Consider the following 16,975-nt stretch of genomic DNA (forward strand, 5'->3'; position numbering starts at 1 on the left):
GGCAGACCTGTCCATGGCGTCGTCGCCCTTCCGTGCCGGGGACCTAGTACGGTATCCGGCCCGCGCGTCAGCCGTGGGGTGAACGCATCACCCGCTGGAATGCAGTCACCGCGCGACTTTGCCCGCTCTTTACAACCTGGTTCCGCCCCGCCTCGTCTCTCCGCTCGATTCCGCAACCGCCCGCCGAACCGTGCGGGCGGCCGACGAGAGAGAGTCCTCCGATGCGCCGAACCGTCCTCAGTGCCACGGCACTCGCGTGCACCGCCGTGCTGGCGGGCACCGTGCCCGCCTTCGCCGACGGGACCAAGCCCACCCAGGCCCCTTCCAAGGTCGCCACCCCCACCCAGGCCCCGTCCAAGGCCGCCACCCCTGTCCCCAGCGCCCCCGCCCAGGACAGCACCGAGCACGGCCGCGGGCCGCGCACCGGACCCGCCAGGGTCCCGGCCCGCGGCCAGGTCGACAAGGTGCCCGCGGGGGCACCCGACACCGGCGTCACCACGCCCGCCACGGACTCCGGCTCCCGGGACGGGCTGATCGGCGGCGGCGCCGCCGGTGCGGCGCTGGTGCTGGCCGGCGGAGCCGTCTTCGTCGTCCGCCGCCGGGCGACCGGGGCATGACACCGCTCTCCAGGCGCGCGTTCGGTGGCGCGGCACTGACCGCGCTGCTGGCCGGCTGCGGCGGTGTCGGGACCGGCCGGCCCGCGCCCGCCCACCCGGCGGGCACCCACCACGGCACCCCGGGCGCCGAAGGCACCGCGCAGGCAAGGCCGTCGGCCACGCCGCCGGGCGCCGGCGACGCCCCGCGCCCGCTGCGCCGTTCGGTACCGGTCCGGCTCCGCATCCCGGCCATCGGGGTCGACACCCCGCTGCTCAGCCTCGGCCTGGCACCGGACGGCACCGTGCAGGTCCCCCCGGTCACCGCACACGACCGGGCGGGCTGGTACCGGAATTCGCCGACGCCGGGTCAGCGCGGACCGTCGGTGATCCTCGGCCACGTCACGGTCGGCTCCTACGGCGACGGAGTCTTCCGCCACCTGGACCGGCTGCGGACCGGCGAGAGGATCGTGGCCCGCCTGGAGAACGGTACGCAGGCGGAGTTCGCCGTCACCGCCCTCCGCACGGTGGCCAAGGCGCACTTCCCGACCGAAGACGTCTACGGGAACGTGGACCGCCCGGAGCTGCGGCTCATCACCTGCGGCGGGCCGCGCGACGGCCACGGCTACCGTGACAACGTGATCGTCTTCGCTCGCGTCAGCTCCACCGGTCCGTGACGGGCCGGCATCCCGCGGCGGCGGCCGGGCCGGCGAACGCCACACCACCGGCCCGGCGTCATCCCCCCGCGGGGCGCCGGCCCGCCCACAGCCCCCACCCGTGCCCGACCCGGCACCCCGACCCTGGAGAGCGTTGAAACGGTCCCGCGACAAGGCAGCGTCCGAGCTGTTCGCCGCCCTGTACCCGCGCCTCGCCGGCTGGTGCCGCCGCCTCGTCGACGACGACGAGACGGCCCACGAGATCGCCTCCGAGGCGTTCACCCGGCTCTGGGCCCGCTGGACGTCCGTGGAGGAGCCCCGCGGGTTCCTCTACGTGACGGCGGCCAACATCGTCCGCGACCACTGGCGCAAGCTCGAGCGCGAACGCCGGGCCGTACGCCGCGCCACCACCGAGGCATCGCTCAGGCCCCACGCCGAACAGAGCGATCCCTCGGTGCGCCTGCTCGTGCAGTCCCTGCCGGAACGACTGCGCGTACCGATCCTCCTCCACTACTACGCTGACATGCCGATCCGGGAGGTGGCCGCACTGACCGGACGCAAGGAAGGAACCGTCAAGGCCGACCTGCACGCGGCCCGGGAACTGCTCCGCGTCCACCTGAGGAGAAACCTTGACCACTCGCTTTGACGACGACCCGGAGTCCGCGTCCGACGACCCGCTCATGGTGGTCCTCCGGCCGCCCGCCGACTATCTCGGCCCGCCACCCGGCCGCTACGAGGCGATCCGCCGCACGGCGACCCGCCGCAAGCTGCTGCGCGCCGCCGCCGGGGCGGCCCTGACGTGCGCGGCGGCGGCCCTCGTCGCACTGCCGCTGCACCTGTCCGGCTCGTCCGGCCCCGCGACACCGACGGTTCCGCTCGCTCCGCCGCCCCCCGCGACCGCGCCGGGCCCCACTCCCCCGCCGGGACAGACCGCACCGGCCTCGGACTCCGCCACCCCGGCCCCCCGCAAGACCACCGGCGCCGACGCGCTCGCGAGCCGCGCGCCGAGCCCCACGGCCACCCCCGGCTCCCGTAAAACGCCCCGGACCGGCCCGCGCCGCCCGGCGACGTCGCGGGAGCAGGCCCCGGCGTACCCCACACCGGAGGCAACCAGCCGCAGGTAACCGGCGGCCGGGGGCGGGCCGTGTCCCGGGCTCGGGCGGCCGGCGTGCCCTGATGGAAGTACGCTCACCAGCGCGTAGCCGCCAGGCGCCGGAGCATCAGCTTGTTCTTCAACCTTGGGCTGGACACCTACCGTTTGGCCCGATCGCGGGCCAGTGGCAAAGTGAGCCGGATGATCGGACGCCTGTACACCATTGTCATCGACTGCCCCGACCCGGATGAGCTCGCCGGTTTCTACGAGAAGCTGCTGTCGCTCTCACGGCAGGCGGACACCGGCGACTTCGTCGTGCTCCAGAACGCGGCGGGCGCCCCGGTGGTCGCCTTCCAGCAGGTAGACGACTTTCGCGCGCCGCGGTGGAAGGATTCCGCGCGCCCTCAGCAAATGCACATCGACGTGATGGTCGCTGACCTCGATACAGCTGAGGCCCAGGTGCTCGCCCTCGGTGCGACGCTGCTAGATGGTTCGGACAAGCCGATCGGTTACCGCGTCTACGAGGACCCCGTCGGCCATCCCTTCTGCCTGATCACTCCGGAGGGAGCCTGACCTTGCCATTTGAGGTCCGGCGTCGAAAATGGCTCGAACTGGGTCGCTGACGTGGGTGTTCGCCGGACGCTGGGGCGGCCTTCGTCTGATCATGTGCTCCGACCAAGGTGCACCGATCGAGACGAAGGCCGTGAAGGTGAGTCTGCTGCCTGACGCCGGTTCCGGGGAGGCGTTCGCGCAAGCGTCACGCTTCCGGGAGGACTTATTCGACTGCCTGACCGCGCGTGGGGAAGAGCTGTTCGAGCTCGTGGACGCGTTGCTGTGCGCGGACGGTCCGGTGACGTCGCCGGCGGACCTGACGCTGGTGGCCGAGCACCGGCGTGGGCACGGCGCGATGTACGAGGCGTTGAACCGCGGGAGCGTGGACGTGCCCCGGCTACGTCAGGTGCTGGCCGGTCTGCCGATGCCGTGGGCCGCCGACGGGCGCCTGGTCCTGGCGGTCGATGTCAGCAACTGACTCCGCCCCGACGCGCCGACCAGCCCGGACCGCCTGTTCTGCCGCATTTACGGCCGCAACGGCCGTTCCTCCGACCAGACGATCCCCGGCTGGCCCTACTCCTTCGTCGCCGCCCTAGAAACGGGCCGGACCACCTGGTGTCAACTGCTGGACGCCGTCCGAGTACGCCCTGGCCTAGCCCCAGGGCGGGCGCCGGCCGAAGCACGGCAAGGAGTTCCGCTTCGCCGAGCCGGAGACCTGGGGCGAGCCGGACGCGGCAACCGTGCAGGTCACCGACCGGTACGGCACGGCCCGCGCGATGGCCTGGGACGGCATCCACCCCCGCCTGACCACCCGCTCCGCGTGGATCGACCACACCGGCGAACTCCCCATCATCGAGGGCTGCTCCGCCTCCAGGTCGACCGCCTGCCCGGCGGAGGCGACCCGCTCCCGCTCTGGCTCTGGTCGTCGGCCACCGGCCTGAACGGCGAGGACGTCGACGTGCGCTGGCAGGCGTTCCTGAGGAGATTCGACATTGAACACCTCTTCAGGCTGATGAAGCAGACCTTCGGCTGGACCCGTCCGAAGCTGCGAACCCCCGAGGCCGGCGAGCGCTGGACCTGGCTGATCATCGCCGCGCACACCCAGATCCGCCTTCTGCGCGGGGCAGTCGCCGACTTGCGGCGGCCGTGGGAAAAGCCCGCTGAGCCCGGCCGGCTCACCCCGGCCCGAGTCCGCCGGGGGTTTCGGAACCTCCGCCCGCACCTGCACTGTCCGGCCCGTGCACCGAAACCCTCAACTCCCGGCCCTGGAAGGCCACGTGGCGCGAAGAACCGGCGGCCCGCCACCCACTACGACGTGGGCGAGACCGTGAAACGGCCCGAGAGCATCACCGAACGAAACCAACTCAGACCATAAAGAACAAGATCAGTGCCTGTTTCCGAACCTGTTGCGGCAGGTCAGGCCATGCGACGCGGCACCAGGCGCGGCCCGGGCCTGGTCGGCCCCGGCCGGGCGGCACCGATCAGCCCAGCGACGCGGTTGCCGCGCGCAGGTCGTCCAGGGCTGCCAGTGCATGCGGCGCGAGCCCTTCCGTGTCATCACGATCGCCTTCGGACCACTGTGCGCAGCCCCGCTTGAACGCGAGGACTCCCAGCTCACCCGCGAGATGCGCAGTCGGGTCGGGGACACCGCGGGCGATGAGCGCGGCCGTCATGGCGGCCGCGAGACCGACGCTCTTGAGGGCGTCGCGCTCCTGGAGTTCGGTGCTGGCTGCCACGGCTGCTTCGAGGCGGGGGCCGAGTTCGCGGTTCGGCTCGTCGCTGATCCGCAACCGGTGGTCGTGTACGGGGACTTACTGGTTCCCGTACACGACCTGCTCGCTCAGATCAGGTCCGTGTGCGCCGCGGGCGGCCAGCTCTCGATCCGGCCGAGGGCACGGCAGCGGTCCGGTCCCCCGGCGCCAGGGCGGGCTGTCCTTCACTCGGGCGGGACGCGGCGGCGAACGAGCGGGAGGGACCGCGCCACGTCCGCACCGTCACCATCTCGTGGTGTCCTGCACGGGGCGGGCGGGCAGGTCCGACGCGGATACCCAAGGCATCACCCGTGCCAGGTCGCGGTGTATGCGGTCGGCTTCACCGCGTACCTGGTTGGGGATGTCGCCGCGCTCGGCGACGAGGCGGCTGAAGATGGGGGTTTCCTGGAACACGGTGCGGTCTGCTTTCTCTGAGTGGCCGGCCTCCGGCCGGGCCGTGCGGGGTGCTTGCAGGTGCGGGTGCGCACGACGACGTACACGGACTCGCGGCACCTCCGTCCACCGGTACAACGCCGACGCGTGTGGTCGGTGAACAGCGCGGCGGCGAACGCCGTGGATGGGCAGGCGCCCGCGGCCTTCTGGCACCACCCCACCATCGCCGCTGCCATCAGCACCACCAGAACGTACACGTTCACCGGCCGCACCCCTTCGCCGGGCGGACGAGGGGCTGTTGCTGTCGCCGGCGGGCACGGTGGTACCGAGCAGGGGTGATCGAGGTGTACCGGCCGCCCGCGTCGAACCCCTGTCCTGTCGGTCGGCACCGGACCGGTGAGCGCGTCACTGCCCCGGCGCCCGCAGGCGCCGTACCCGCGCGGGCACGGGACCGGTGGACTCGCGCGGCACGTACACAGCGCGCAGGGTGTGCCGGCGAGGACGGGCCGTGGAGCCGTTGATTCGGCGGACGAGGATGTCGGCGGCCAGTCCGCCCAGTTCCTGCACCGGCTGGCTGACCACGCTCAGCCTCGGCCGGACGAGTGTGGCCCATTCGGCGTCGTCGAAGCCGATGACCGAGACATCGCCGGGGATGTGGGCGTCGATGTCGAGCAGGGCGTCGAGGGTTCCGAGCGTGGCCACGTTGTCGGTGGTGAACAGTGCGGTGGGCCGGTCGGGCGAGCTCATCAGGTCCAGCACGGCTGAGCGCGCCCAGGTGCGGTCGTATCCGGTGTGGCGGATCAGCTCGGCCCCGCGGGGGATGCCGGCGGCGCGCAGGGCCTGCCGGTAGCCGGTGAGGCGTTCGGTCGTGGTCCAGATGTCGGCACCGGGTGCTAGCTGTGCGGTGTTCTCGTCGGGGGACGCCGAGGTGATCACGGCGATGCGGGTGTGGCCCGCGTCGGTGAACCTGGAGACCGCCGCCTTGGCGGCGCCGCGGTTGTCCACGACGACCGTGTCCAGCGTGGCGCCGCTCAGTGCGCGGTCCAGGAGGACCACGGGGATGCCCGCGGCGACGGCCCTGTCGAGGTGCTCGTGGTCGGTCGCGGCGGGCGCCACGACCAGGCCGTCCACGCGCCGCTCGATGAACATCTGCACCGCGGACCTCTCGGTGTCGCCCTTCTCGTCGCTGTTGGCGAGGATGACGTGCAGGCCGGCCTTGGCCGCGACGTCGGTGACGCCGCGCACCGCGCGGGCGAAGTAGGCGTTCTCCACGTCGGCGACGACCATGCCCAGCGTGTGGGTGCGTCCGCTGATCATGCTGCGGGCCACCGCGTTGGTGCTGTAGCCCAGTTCGGCGGCGGCGGCCAGCACCCGTTCCCGGGTGGCCGCGCTGGACGAGCCGTATCCGCCGAGGACACGGGCGGCGGTGGCCTGTCCCACGCCGGCGTGCCGGGCGACGTCGGGGATGGTGACGCGTCGCGGCGGCCGTGGGGTGTTGGGCATGGGCGATCTCTCGTGGGTGACGGCTGGGCGGAGACCGAGGAACCGGCCGATGAAATTCGAGGCCATTCAACCATTGACGGACGATGCCTGTCCGTGGGTAAGGTCAAGCCCGTTGGTAACGTTATCAATCTTCGCCGAGACCGGCCCGGCCCGCCTTTTCCACGGCCGGCCACGGTACGTCCCCTGCCCGCGTCCGCCCCGATCGCACGCCCCGAACACCGGAGGTATCACGGATGGCAACCGACACCCTCTCGCCGCCACCAGCCGCTGGCCCCGCCATCACCCTCGTCGACGTGGTCAAGGACTTCGGCGGCGCCGGCACCCGGGAAGCGGCGATCGTGCGCGGCGTCGATCTCGCCATCGGCGAGGGCGAGTTCTTCTCGCTCCTCGGCCCCTCCGGCTGCGGCAAGACCACCACCTTGCGGATGATCGCCGGCTTCGAGGAACCGACCGGTGGGCAGATCCTCCTGCACGGCCGCGACATGGTCGGCGTGCCCGCCGACAGGCGCGACATCAACATGGTCTTCCAGTCCTACGCCCTCTTCCCGCACCTGAGCGTCGCCGACAACGTGGCGTTCGGCCTGCGCCGCAAACGCGTGCCCAAGGACGAGATCCGCGACCGGGTCGAGAAGATGCTGCACACCGTCGAACTGGCCGACAAGGCCGACCGGCATCCCCGCCAGCTCTCCGGTGGCCAGCAGCAACGGGTCGCCCTCGCCCGTGCCCTGGTCAACCGCCCCCGTGCGCTCCTGCTGGACGAACCCCTCGGCGCCCTCGACCTCAAGCTCCGGCAGAGCATGCAGCTGGAACTCAAGCGCATCCAGCGCGAGGTCGGCATCACCTTCATCTACGTCACGCACGACCAGGCCGAGGCTCTGACCATGTCCGACCGCATCGCGGTGATGAACCACGGCCTGGTCGAGCAGGTCGGCCCGCCGCAGGAGGTCTACGAGCGGCCCGCCACCGCGTTCGTCGCCGGGTTCATCGGCACCTCCAACCTGATCCGCGGTCGCCTGACCTCCGTCGGGGCGGCAACCGGGGTGCTCGATCTCGGCGGCGGCGAGCGCGTCACGGTACCGCTGCGTGGCTCCCACGTGGCCGGCGCGACCGTCGAACTCACCGTGCGGCCGGAGAAGATCACGCTGACCACCGAACCGGCCGACACCGCCAGCCGCGTCCGCGGCACCGTCCGGGAGGTGGTCTACCTCGGTACCTCCACCAGCTACACGGTGGACACCAGCATCGGAGCGGAGATGACGGTCTTCCAGCCCAACGACGGCAGCGCCTGCGCGTCCCCGTCCCGCGGCGAGTCCGTCTGGCTCTCCTGGGCCACCGACCACTCCTACCTGCTCACCACCGCCCCCGCCACTCCGGCGACCGCAGCGGACCCGGTTTCCCTCACCTCGCGCTGACGACAGGCGGAGCACCATGCCCGAACACTCCACACCCTTCGCGCCCCGGCCGCGCGGACTGACCCCGCGCGGCTGCACCCGGCGCGGCCTGCTGCGCGCCGCGGTCGGCGCCGCCGCACTGGCCCCGCTCGCCGCGTGCAGCGTCCCCGGCGCCCGCGTACACGTCCCCACCGGCAAGGCGGAGATCGCCGCCGCCGTCACCGACTTCTGGAGGGGGAGGAAGCGGTCCGGCAGGCTGGACTTCGTCAACTACACGCAGTACATCGACGTCGACCCCGCCGACCAGAGCAAGCATCCCACCCTCGACGCCTTCACCCGCGAGAGCGGCATCGAGGTCACCTACGACGAGCTGATCGACGACAGCGCCTCCTGGTTCGGCAAGATCCAGCCCGAGTTCGCCTCCGGACAGAGCATCGGCTACGACCTGATGGTCGTCGGCGGCGACAGCTACCTCGGCAAGTACATCGAACTCGGCTACCTCGCCCCGCTCGACCACACCCGTCTGCCCCACTTCGCGCAGTACGGCGGAGCCGCCTTCAAGAACTCCCCCTTCGACCACGGCAACGTCTACACCGTGCCCTGGCAGTCCGGCATGACCGGCATCGGCTACGACCCGGCCCGGGTCGGCCGGCGGATCACCAGCTGGCAGGACCTGCTCGACCCGAAGCTGCGCGGCAGGGTCGGCATGTGGAACGACGCCGTCCAGATGGGCAACATCGCGCTGCTGGCCGTCGGCGTGGACCCGGAGACCTCCACCCGTGCCGACTGGCGCAAGGCGGCGGCCTGGCTGCGCAAGCAGCGCGACGCCGGCATGGTCCGCTCCTACTCCACGTCGACCTACCAGTCCTCCCTCCAGCGGGGCGACCTGGCGGCCTCCCTCGTGTACTCGGGCGACGTCTTCCAGGCCAATCAGAGCGGCTCACAGCTGGAGTTCGTCATCCCCGAGGAGGGCGGTCTGCTGTGGACCGACAACCTCTGCATCCCGTCGACGGCCGTCCATCCCGTCGACGCGCTGGCCTACATGGACTACGCCTACCGGCCCGAGGTCGCCGCGAAGATCAGCGAGACCGTGCAGTTCGTCTGCCCCGTTCCCGCCGCGCAGCAGGTCGTCGCACGCGACGCGGCCGCCGCCGGCGGCAGGCGGCGCACCGTGCTCGACGCCCTGAGCACCAGCCCCCTGGTCTTCCCGACCGAAGCCGACCAGTCGAAGCTGCGCCGTCTGCGGGTGCTCGACCAAGAGGAGGAGAAGCAGTGGAACGCGCTGTTCGAACCGATCTACCAGGCCTGACCCGGCGCCGCCGCCGTCCCGGGGAAGCACTTGCCCCCTATCTGCTGATCCTGCCGGGCTGGCTGTGGCTGGCCGCCTTCTTCGTCACCCCCGTGATCGTGATGGTGTCGCTGTCGTTGCAGACCGGCGACTTCATCGACGGCTTCCGCCAGACGTTCCACTTCAGCACATACGCCGACGTGGTGCGCACCTACCACGTGCAACTGGTCAGGTCCCTGGTCTACGGCGCCGCGGCGACCGTCGGCTGCGCCGTCGTCGGCTACCCGGTGGCCTACTGGATCGCCTTCCGGGCCGGCCGGCACAAATCGGTGTTCCTCTTCCTGCTCCTGCTGCCCTTCTTCGTCTCCTTCGTCATCCGCACCCAGTCCTGGAACGTGGTGCTCGCCGACCACGGCGTCCTGCTCGGACCGCTGAAGGACATCGGTCTGCTCCCGGCCGACTTCCACCTGCTGGCCACGCCCTACGCGGTGATCGGCGGACTGACCTACAACTTCCTGCCGTTCATGGTGCTGCCCGTGTACGTCGCCCTGGAACGGGTGAACCCCACGGTGATCGAGGCGTCCACCGATCTGTACGCCTCCCGGGCGGAGACGTTCCTGCGCGTGGTGCTGCCGCTGTCGCTGCCCGGGGTCTTCGCCGGCGTACTGCTGACGTTCGTGCCCGCCTGTGCCGACTACGTCAACGCCGGGATCCTCGGCGGCCCCTCCACGACGATGATCGGCAACATCATCCAGACCGAGTACTTCACCAACCTCGACTACCCCGGCGCCTCCGCCCTGTCCTTCGTCCTCATGGGCGCACTGCTGCTGGCCGTGTTCACCTACGCCCGGGCCCTGGGCACCGAAGAGGTCCTGGAGGCGGCCGCGCGATGACCACCACAACCGTCGCTCCCGCGGCCGGCGCGCCCGCCACGCCACGTCCACGCCGCGCCGGACGCGGGCGCCGCCGCCCCACCCTGACTCTGTACACCGTGCTGGTGCTGGGCTGGCTGCTGCTGCCGATCGCCGTCATGATCCTGTTCGGGTTCAACAACACGGGCAGCAAGGTGAACTTCACCTGGCAGGGCTTCACCCTCACCTGGTACCGGCACCTGTTCGCCCTCCCCAACCTGACCTCCGCGCTGGTCAACAGCCTCACCATCGCCGTGGTCGTCGCCGTGGTCGCCACCCTGCTGGGCACGCCGATCGGGCTGGCGCTCGGCCGTCACCGCTTCCGCGGCCGGGGCTCGGTGGACCTGCTGATGTTCGCCGCCATCGCCGCCCCCGAGATCGCCCTCGGCGCCGCACTGCTGTCGCTGTTCATCGTCATGGGCGTGCCCCGCGGCTACTGGACCGTCGTCATCGCGCACGTGGCCTTCTGCATCCCCTACGTCGCCATCACCGTACGGGCACGCATGGCCGGACACGATCCGACGCTGGAGGAGGCCGCCCGCGACCTGGGGGCGGGCCCGTGGACGGCGTTCCGGCTGGTCACCCTGCCGATGCTGCTGCCCGGCGTGGCCTCCGGTGCCCTGCTCTGCTTCGCCCTGTCCATCGACGACTACGTCATCACCAGCTTCAACGCCGGCCGTACGGTCACCTTCCCGCTGTGGGTGTACAGCGCCAGCCGTACCGGCGTGCCCCCGCAGGTCAACGTCATGGGAACGCTGATCTTCGTCGGCGGCCTGATCATCGCCGGGGCGAACGTGCTGTTCTCCCGGCGTCGCGCGACCTGACCCGGTCCGCGCGTCCTTCGGACACCGGTTCACCGGCACACGCCGGCCGGTACGGAACAACCCCTGAGGAAGTCATCACCGTGCTCAAGTTCAACGAAGCCGAGTTCGTCTCCCAGACGGAGAGCCTCCTGGCGCTGCGTCCCCAGATCGAGAAGGTCGTCGACCGTCTGGCCGACGACGGCTACGACAACGTCCTCCTCGTGGGCGCGGGCGGCACCTACGCGCAGATGTGGCCCTATGAGCACCTCGCCCGGCGTTCCTCGGTGCTGCCGGTGCGGGCCGCCGTCGCCGCCGAACTCGTCGCCTCCGGCGACGCCCGCCTCGGCGAACGCACCATCGCCGTCTTCACCTCCGTCTCCGGCACCACCGACGACAGCCTCCGCGCCATCGACTACTGCAAGTCCCGGGGCGCCCACACGATCGGCTTCACCGGCTACCCCGACTCCCCCGTCGCCCAGAACGTCGACACCGCGTTGATCTCCGAGCCCAAGGCCTGGCCGTTCGACGTCCAGCTGCTGCTGTTCATGGGCCGGCTGCTCTCCCGCCGGGGCGAGTTCGAGGGCTACGAACGACTCGCCGACGAACTCGCGGGCCTGCCCCGCATCCTGGTGGACGTCGCCCGGCAGGCCGAGCCGGTGGCGGCGGCCTTCGCCGAGGCCCACAAGGACACCGGCTACCACTTCCTCATCGGCGGCGGAAACCTGTGGGGATTCACCTACCTGTACTCCATGTGCATCCTCGAGGAGATGCAGTGGCTGCGCACCACCCGGGTGCACAGCGCGGAGTTCTTCCACGGCTCGCTGGAGCTCCTGGAGGAGAGCACCAGTGTCATCGTCTTCCAGGGCGAGGACGAGACCCGGGCCCTGACCGACCGCGCCGAGGCCTTCGCCAAGCGCGTCTCCAAGGACGTCACCGTCTTCGACACCCGCGACTACCCCCTGGAAGGCATCAGCCCGCGGTTCCGCGGACTGCTCGCCCCGCTGGTGACGGACACCGTGATGGACAGGGTCAGCAAGCACCTGGAGCGGGTGCGCGACCACTCGCTCGACCTGCGCCGCTACTACCGCGTCATGGACTACTGAGCCCTTCCGACCGGTACCCCTAGTCCCTCACGTCCCGCGCGCCGGTGCCCTGGCACCGGCGCGCCCACGGCGGGCGCGGTGCCTTCGCACATCGTGCCCGCACCTCGGGAGTCCCTCATGAATGTCCTCGGCTTCGGCGACAACACCGTCGACCGCTTCGTGGACCGCGGCACCGACTACCCCGGCGGCAACTGCGTCAACGTCGCCGTCTACACCCACCGGCTCGGCCTGGACGCCGCCTACCTGGGGGTGTTCGGCGACGACGACCTCGGCACCGCCCTGCGCGCGGCCGTCACCGCGCAGGGCGTCACCGTGGACCGGAGCCTCGTGCGCCACGGTTCGACCTCGGTCTCCACGCTGCACGTGCGGCACGGTGACCGGGTCTTCCTCGGCTACGACCCCGGCGGTGACGCCGTCCGCGAACCTCTCCCCCTCACCCCCGCCCTGCTCGCCTACGCCGCGTCGTTCACCCTCGTGCACTCCAGCGTCTACTCCCGCACCGAGGCCGCACTCCCGCGGCTCGCCACAGCCGGCCCACTGGTCAGCTTCGACTTCTCCGACGAGGAGGAGTACCGCACTCCCGCCTATCTCGACCGTGTCTGCCCCCATGTCGACCTGGCGCTGCTGTCGTGCTCGCACCTGGACGAGGCCGCCACGCGCGCGCTGCTCACCGAGGCGGTGCAGCGGGGGGCCGGCATGGCGCTGGCCACCCGTGGCCTGGCCGGGGCGATCGCGTACGACGGCCGGACCACGGCCGCCGCGCCGGCCCGTACCGCGGACCCCGGTTCCATGTCCGACACGATGGGCTGCGGGGACGCCTTCGTCGCCGGGTTCGCCGTCTCACTGCTGCGCGACGGCTGGTCCCGGCGTGACTCGCCGACCCCCGCAGCCCTGGAACGCGCCCTGCACCAGGGCGCGCAGGCGGCCTACCACCAGTGCTTCGTGGAGGCCGCCTTCGGCTGCGGCTGGCCGACGCCGACGGGAGCGCCGCGTGACGGCTGGGCAGCGTCCGCCCCGCGAACGCCGGGTGCGGACGGCTGTGGTGCTCCGACAGTTCTCAGGTGACCGGGCCCGAGGGCGGGGGCGTCGGGTCGTAGGTGGCTTCCCGGACGATGCCGCTCAGGTGGCCGGCGGCGGTGAGCAGGTGCTGATGGGTCGTGTAGAGGGCGTTCACGCCGAAGCGCAGCAGGTCCGGGGCGCGCATGTCGATGATCACGCCGCGGTCCGCCAGGGCCTGGGTCAGACCGTGGGCGTGAGGGTGGCGCAGGGCGACGTGGCTGCCGCGGCGCGCGGGGTCGGACGGGGTGACGGGTTCGAAGCCGAGGGGGACGAGGAGTTCGGCGGTGCACTGGAGGAAGAAGGTGGTCAGGGAGAGGCTCTTGGCGCGGACCCGGGCCAGGTCGACGTCGTCGAAGACGGTGAGCGCGGCTTCGAGGGCCAGCAGGGACAGGATGGGCGGGGTGCCGATCCGGGCCCGGGCGATGCCCGGCGCGGGCGTGTAGTGGCGGTTCAGGCCGAAGGGGTCGGCATGGCCGTTCCAGCCGGGCAGCGGGGTGTCGAGTGCCTCGTGATGGCGTCGGGCCACGTACAGGTACGCGGGGGCTCCCGGACCGCCGTTGAGGAACTTGTAGCCGCAGCCGACGGCGAAGTCCACTTCGTGTGCGTCGAGTTGCAGCGGGAGGGCGCCCGCCGCATGGCACAGGTCCCACAGGACCAGCGCGCCGACGCGGTGCGCGGCCTCGGTCAGCGACCGCATGTCGTACAGCTCCCCCGTGCGGAAGTCGACGGGCGGGTAGCTGATCACGGCGACGCGATCGCCCTCCGCGGCGAGGAACGACGCCAGGCCGGCCGGGGGGACGTACCGTACTTCGAGGCCGTGGCGGTCGGCGACCGCCTGTGCGAGGTACCGGTCGGTGGGGAAGTGGCCGGGGTCGGTGACCAGCAGCGTCCGGTCGGGGCGCAGTGCGGCCGCGGCGCTGAGCGCGGTGAACGACTGCACGCTGGTGGAGTCCCCCGCCACCGTCTGCCCCGGCGCCGCGCCGAGGAGCCTGCCGACGGCGTCACCCACCCGCAGGGGCGCGTCCCACCAGCCGTTGGTGTTCCAGGAGCGGATGAGGTCGGTGCCCCACTGCCGGGACACCACGTCGGTGAGGGCCTGGGGGACGGCGGCGGGCAGGGGGCCCAGGGAGTTGCCGTCGAGGTAGACGACGCCGTCCGGGAGCAGGAACCGCTCGCCGAGGGGGGCCAGGACGTCGTCGGCGTCGAGTCGCACGGCCTGTTCGTCCAGTGCGGTGAAGGTCGTCGTCACGGTTGCGGGCCTTCCGGTTGTCGTCGTCCGGTGCCGGTGGTCGTCATGGCTGCGGGGTCTTCCGGCTGCCGTCGGCCGGGCGGCGTGCGCCGAAGGCGGCCGACATCTCCCCCAGGGTGTCGGCGACCGCGCGGGCACCGGGCGCCCCCGGTTCGATGAGCGTGTAGTGGCCGGTGCCGGGCAGCACGACGGTCCTCAGATCACGGTGTACGGACGCGTAGTCGGTGAACTGGGTGAGCGGGACCTCCTCGTCGACGGCCCCGTGCAGCAGCACGGTGGGGACGCCGGTCGTGCCCGCGTCGCGCAGCAGGGTGAGGGGGTCCACCGCGGACAGTCGCTCCTCGAACACGTGCATTCCGCCGAGGAGTTGCAGGGCGGCGCCGTTGCTGAGGTCGTCGCGGCGGGTGGCGGTGAGGTCCGTGATCGGAGCGAGCGCCAGCACGGCGGTGGGCAGGTCCGCGGTGTACCAGCGCGAACCGGGCGACAGCAGGCCGCGCGCCGCACACCACAGGGCGAGGTGGCCGCCCGAGCAGTGCCCCGCCAGGACGTACGGCCGTCCCTGGGGCAGGGTGTCCACGATCCGCGCGACATCGTCGAACGTCTCGGGATAGCCGCCGGCGCCACCGGACCGACGGAAGCCCGGCAGCAGGACGTCGAAGCCCTGCCCGGAGAGGTAGGCCGCGAAGGGGGTCAGGTGCATCCGGTCGTAGCGCCAGTAACCGCCGTGCAACAGGATCACCAGCGGGGCGGCGGGGTCGTCGGCCGGCCAGGCGTCGTAGACCTGGTGGGGGTGGTTCCCGTAGGAGCCGTGCACGGGCGCCAGCACCGGCTTCAGGCTCAGCACCCGCTTCTCCTCCTCGGCCGCGAAGGCGGAGATGGTCCTAGAGGCCACCGCGCACCTCCCACAGTTCGGGGAAGACCGGGCGGGCCGCGCGCCGCTCCAGCCAGGCGAGCCCGGCGGAGCCCGCGCTGCCGCTCTTGGTTCCCATGGCACGGCGTACGACCATGACGTGGTCCGAGCGCCAGCGCGTGACGAGTTCGGCGATGTCGGTGAGCAGTTCACCGAGGGCGAGCAGCGGATGGTGCTGCGGGCCGGCATAGATTTGCCGCCAGACCTCGACCACGTCCGGGTCCGAGGTGTACGGGCCGGTCACGTCCCGCTCCCGGACGTGTTCGGGGACGGGCAGGCCCCGCCGGTGCAGGAAGCGCAGCACCTCGTCGTAGAGGGACGGTCCACGGTAGGTCTCGCCGAGCGCCTCGTGGACCGGTCCGTCGCCCCGGTGCAGGCGGAGCATGCCGGGGGACTTGTCTCCCAGGAGGAACTCCATGTGCCGGTACATCGCCGACTGGAAGCCGGACGCCCTGCCGAACGCGGCGCGGAAACCGTTGAACTGGGAGGGGGTCAGGGCGGCGATCGGTGCCCAGGCGGCGTTGAGGGCGGTCAGGGCGCGGCGGCTGCGCACCAGTGCGTCCATCGCCGCGTCCAGGTCGTCCTTGGCGAAGGCCGTACCGGCGGTGCGCCACTCGTGGACGATCAGGGTGAACCACAGCTCCATCACCTGGGTGGTGACCAGGAAGCCCATCTCGTCCGGGGCCTCGGTGAGGGGGTGCTGGAGTGTGTTGAGGACGGACGCGTGCACATAGGTGTCGTAGGGGCTCGCGCCGGGGAAGGGCTGGGTCAACAGGTCGAGGCCGTCCCCGAGGGGCGGGGCGAGGGCGGACGTGCTGTCGTTCATGGCATCCTCCTGGTGCTGCCACAGGCCGGGAGCGCGGCCCTGCGGCCGGGGCGGGGGGCCACCGGTCGGGTGGTGCGGGAAAAGCGGTGTGGCGAGGGGCTGTCTCACACGCCGAGGTGCACGCCGCCCGAGGCGTCGATCCACTGGCCGGTCACCCAGCGGGCTTCGTCGCTCGCCACGAAGGACACGACGTCGGCGATGTCCGCGGGCTCGCCGAGCCGGGCGAACACGGAGGCCTCCGAGTACCGCCGGCGGACCTCCGGGATGCGCAGCGTGGGGTTGATCTCCGTCTCGGTGTAGCCGGGCGCGACACTGTTGACGGTGATGCCCCGGTGGCCCAGCTCCTGCGCGAGGGACAGAGTGAGGTAGTCCAGGGCGGCCTTGGTCATGGTGTAGGCGACGATCGCCGGGAAGGCGACGCGGGTGGCCACCGAGGAGACGTTCACGATCCTGCCGCCGTCGCGCAGCCGGTCCAGTCCGCGCTGGACGATGAAGAACGGTGCTCTGGTGTTGATGGCGAACACCCGGTCGTAGTCTGCCTCGGTGACGTCCGTGATCCGGCGCGGAAGGGTGATGCCGGCGTTGTTGACGAGGATGTCCACGCCCGGCTGCGCGCCCTGACCGGTCAGGGCGCGGTCGAACGCCTCCCAGAGCGCGTCGGCGTCGCCCGGCACACCGAGTTCGGCGTGGACGGGGAAGGCCCGGCCGCCGTCGGCCTCGATCTCCTTCACGGTTCGCTCGGCCGCGGTCCGGTCGTGCCCGTAGTGGACCGCCACGAGGGCACCCTCCCGGGCCAGGCGCCGGCTGATGGCCCGGCCGATACCGCGGCTGCCTCCGGTGACCAGGGCGGTTCTGCCCTCGTGCCGCAGGGTGGTGGTCAACGTCTTCTCCTTC

Annotated in this window: 17 protein-coding genes and 2 pseudogenes; 12 read left to right on the plus strand and 7 right to left on the minus strand. The window is 71.7% G+C overall.

Features of this window, described 5'->3' with window-relative positions:
- Window positions 1–221 precede the first annotated feature (221 nt).
- The 6 genes and pseudogenes from AB0F03_RS20200 to AB0F03_RS20225 all read left to right on the plus strand — a co-directional run bounded on the left by AB0F03_RS20200 (window position 222) and on the right by AB0F03_RS20225 (window position 4,269).
- Window positions 222–617 (plus strand): sortase-dependent protein, encoded by a 396-nt coding sequence (locus AB0F03_RS20200; RefSeq protein WP_361993585.1) that lies wholly within the window; start codon window positions 222–224, stop codon window positions 615–617.
- Window positions 614–1,270, plus strand: a complete 657-nt coding sequence (locus tag AB0F03_RS20205; protein ID WP_361993587.1) for a class F sortase — start codon at window positions 614–616, stop codon at window positions 1,268–1,270. The genes AB0F03_RS20200 and AB0F03_RS20205 overlap by 4 nt, the downstream gene beginning before the upstream one ends.
- 133 nt (window positions 1,271–1,403) lie before the next feature.
- Window positions 1,404–1,895, plus strand: a complete 492-nt coding sequence (locus AB0F03_RS20210) for an RNA polymerase sigma factor (RefSeq protein WP_361993590.1) — start codon at window positions 1,404–1,406, stop codon at window positions 1,893–1,895.
- A complete protein-coding gene (locus AB0F03_RS20215; protein WP_361993593.1) occupies window positions 1,879–2,373 on the plus strand; it encodes a hypothetical protein in 495 nt (164 codons plus the stop codon). The genes AB0F03_RS20210 and AB0F03_RS20215 overlap by 17 nt, the downstream gene beginning before the upstream one ends.
- Window positions 2,374–2,543: 170 nt before the next feature.
- A complete protein-coding gene (locus AB0F03_RS20220) occupies window positions 2,544–2,915 on the plus strand; it encodes a VOC family protein (RefSeq protein WP_361993596.1) in 372 nt (123 codons plus the stop codon).
- A 136-nt stretch (window positions 2,916–3,051) separates the two neighbouring features.
- Window positions 3,052–4,269, plus strand: a pseudogene (locus tag AB0F03_RS20225) (transposase).
- Window positions 4,270–4,375: 106 nt separating this feature from the next.
- Here the strand turns inward: AB0F03_RS20225 and AB0F03_RS20230 are convergent.
- The 3 genes and pseudogenes from AB0F03_RS20230 to AB0F03_RS20240 form a co-directional block, all read right to left on the minus strand.
- Window positions 4,376–4,663, minus strand: a pseudogene (locus tag AB0F03_RS20230) (TetR family transcriptional regulator); the annotation flags it as partial.
- 225 nt (window positions 4,664–4,888) lie between these two features.
- The gene (locus tag AB0F03_RS20235) at window positions 4,889–5,059 is read right to left on the minus strand and encodes a hypothetical protein (protein WP_361993599.1); all 171 of its coding nucleotides are present in this window, start codon (window positions 5,057–5,059) and stop codon (window positions 4,889–4,891) included.
- 384 nt (window positions 5,060–5,443) lie between these two features.
- Window positions 5,444–6,541, minus strand: coding sequence for a LacI family DNA-binding transcriptional regulator (locus AB0F03_RS20240; RefSeq protein ID WP_361993602.1), 1,098 nt, complete (start codon window positions 6,539–6,541; stop codon window positions 5,444–5,446).
- A gap of 233 nt (window positions 6,542–6,774) precedes the next feature.
- On the opposite strand from AB0F03_RS20240, the gene AB0F03_RS20245 reads away from it, so the two are divergent.
- The 6 genes from AB0F03_RS20245 to AB0F03_RS20270 all read left to right on the plus strand — a co-directional run bounded on the left by AB0F03_RS20245 (window position 6,775) and on the right by AB0F03_RS20270 (window position 13,102).
- Window positions 6,775–7,953, plus strand: coding sequence for an ABC transporter ATP-binding protein (locus AB0F03_RS20245; protein WP_361993605.1), 1,179 nt, complete (start codon window positions 6,775–6,777; stop codon window positions 7,951–7,953).
- Window positions 7,954–7,969: 16 nt separating this feature from the next.
- Window positions 7,970–9,241 carry a spermidine/putrescine ABC transporter substrate-binding protein gene (locus tag AB0F03_RS20250; RefSeq protein WP_361993608.1) on the plus strand — a complete coding sequence of 424 codons (1,272 nt, stop codon included), beginning with the start codon at window positions 7,970–7,972 and terminating at the stop codon, window positions 9,239–9,241.
- The gene (locus tag AB0F03_RS20255; protein WP_361993611.1) at window positions 9,205–10,113 is read left to right on the plus strand and encodes an ABC transporter permease; all 909 of its coding nucleotides are present in this window, start codon (window positions 9,205–9,207) and stop codon (window positions 10,111–10,113) included. Before AB0F03_RS20250 ends, AB0F03_RS20255 begins: the two co-directional genes overlap by 37 nt.
- Window positions 10,110–10,955: an ABC transporter permease gene (locus AB0F03_RS20260; RefSeq protein WP_361993614.1), complete on the plus strand. Its 846-nt coding sequence runs from the start codon at window positions 10,110–10,112 to the stop codon at window positions 10,953–10,955. The genes AB0F03_RS20255 and AB0F03_RS20260 overlap by 4 nt, the downstream gene beginning before the upstream one ends.
- 80 nt (window positions 10,956–11,035) lie before the next feature.
- The gene (locus AB0F03_RS20265) at window positions 11,036–12,037 is read left to right on the plus strand and encodes an SIS domain-containing protein (RefSeq protein WP_361993616.1); all 1,002 of its coding nucleotides are present in this window, start codon (window positions 11,036–11,038) and stop codon (window positions 12,035–12,037) included.
- Between the two features lie 117 nt (window positions 12,038–12,154).
- On the plus strand, window positions 12,155–13,102 hold the full coding sequence (locus AB0F03_RS20270; RefSeq protein ID WP_361993619.1) for a PfkB family carbohydrate kinase: 948 nt from the start codon (window positions 12,155–12,157) through the stop codon (window positions 13,100–13,102).
- On the opposite strand, the gene kynU is transcribed toward AB0F03_RS20270, so the two are convergent.
- From kynU to AB0F03_RS20290, 4 genes are all read right to left on the minus strand, one after another.
- Entirely contained in the window at window positions 13,095–14,345 is a 1,251-nt protein-coding gene (kynU, locus tag AB0F03_RS20275) for a kynureninase (protein WP_361993622.1), read from the minus strand. The genes AB0F03_RS20270 and kynU overlap by 8 nt on opposite strands.
- A gap of 43 nt (window positions 14,346–14,388) precedes the next feature.
- Entirely contained in the window at window positions 14,389–15,237 is an 849-nt protein-coding gene (locus tag AB0F03_RS20280) for an alpha/beta fold hydrolase (RefSeq protein WP_361993625.1), read from the minus strand.
- A complete protein-coding gene (locus AB0F03_RS20285; protein WP_361993628.1) occupies window positions 15,227–16,081 on the minus strand; it encodes a tryptophan 2,3-dioxygenase family protein in 855 nt (284 codons plus the stop codon). The genes AB0F03_RS20280 and AB0F03_RS20285 overlap by 11 nt, the downstream gene beginning before the upstream one ends.
- Before the next feature lie 104 nt (window positions 16,082–16,185).
- A complete protein-coding gene (locus tag AB0F03_RS20290; protein WP_361993630.1) occupies window positions 16,186–16,962 on the minus strand; it encodes an SDR family oxidoreductase in 777 nt (258 codons plus the stop codon).
- Window positions 16,963–16,975 lie beyond the last annotated feature (13 nt).

Origin of the sequence: Streptomyces sp. NPDC028722, assembly GCF_040637655.1 — a bacterium.
In the GTDB taxonomy this organism is placed as follows: Bacteria; Actinomycetota; Actinomycetes; order Streptomycetales; family Streptomycetaceae; genus Streptomyces.

Coding starts and splice junctions, on each gene's coding strand:
- AB0F03_RS20260 (WP_361993614.1), top strand. CDS start 10,110: ATGACCACCACAACCGTCGCTCCCGCGGCCGGCGCGCCCGCCACGCCA.
- AB0F03_RS20245 (WP_361993605.1), top strand. CDS start 6,775: ATGGCAACCGACACCCTCTCGCCGCCACCAGCCGCTGGCCCCGCCATC.
- AB0F03_RS20285 (WP_361993628.1), bottom strand. CDS start 16,081: ATGAACGACAGCACGTCCGCCCTCGCCCCGCCCCTCGGGGACGGCCTC.
- AB0F03_RS20240 (WP_361993602.1), bottom strand. CDS start 6,541: ATGCCCAACACCCCACGGCCGCCGCGACGCGTCACCATCCCCGACGTC.
- AB0F03_RS20250 (WP_361993608.1), top strand. CDS start 7,970: ATGCCCGAACACTCCACACCCTTCGCGCCCCGGCCGCGCGGACTGACC.
- AB0F03_RS20205 (WP_361993587.1), top strand. CDS start 614: ATGACACCGCTCTCCAGGCGCGCGTTCGGTGGCGCGGCACTGACCGCG.
- AB0F03_RS20200 (WP_361993585.1), top strand. CDS start 222: ATGCGCCGAACCGTCCTCAGTGCCACGGCACTCGCGTGCACCGCCGTG.
- AB0F03_RS20220 (WP_361993596.1), top strand. CDS start 2,544: ATGATCGGACGCCTGTACACCATTGTCATCGACTGCCCCGACCCGGAT.
- AB0F03_RS20270 (WP_361993619.1), top strand. CDS start 12,155: ATGAATGTCCTCGGCTTCGGCGACAACACCGTCGACCGCTTCGTGGAC.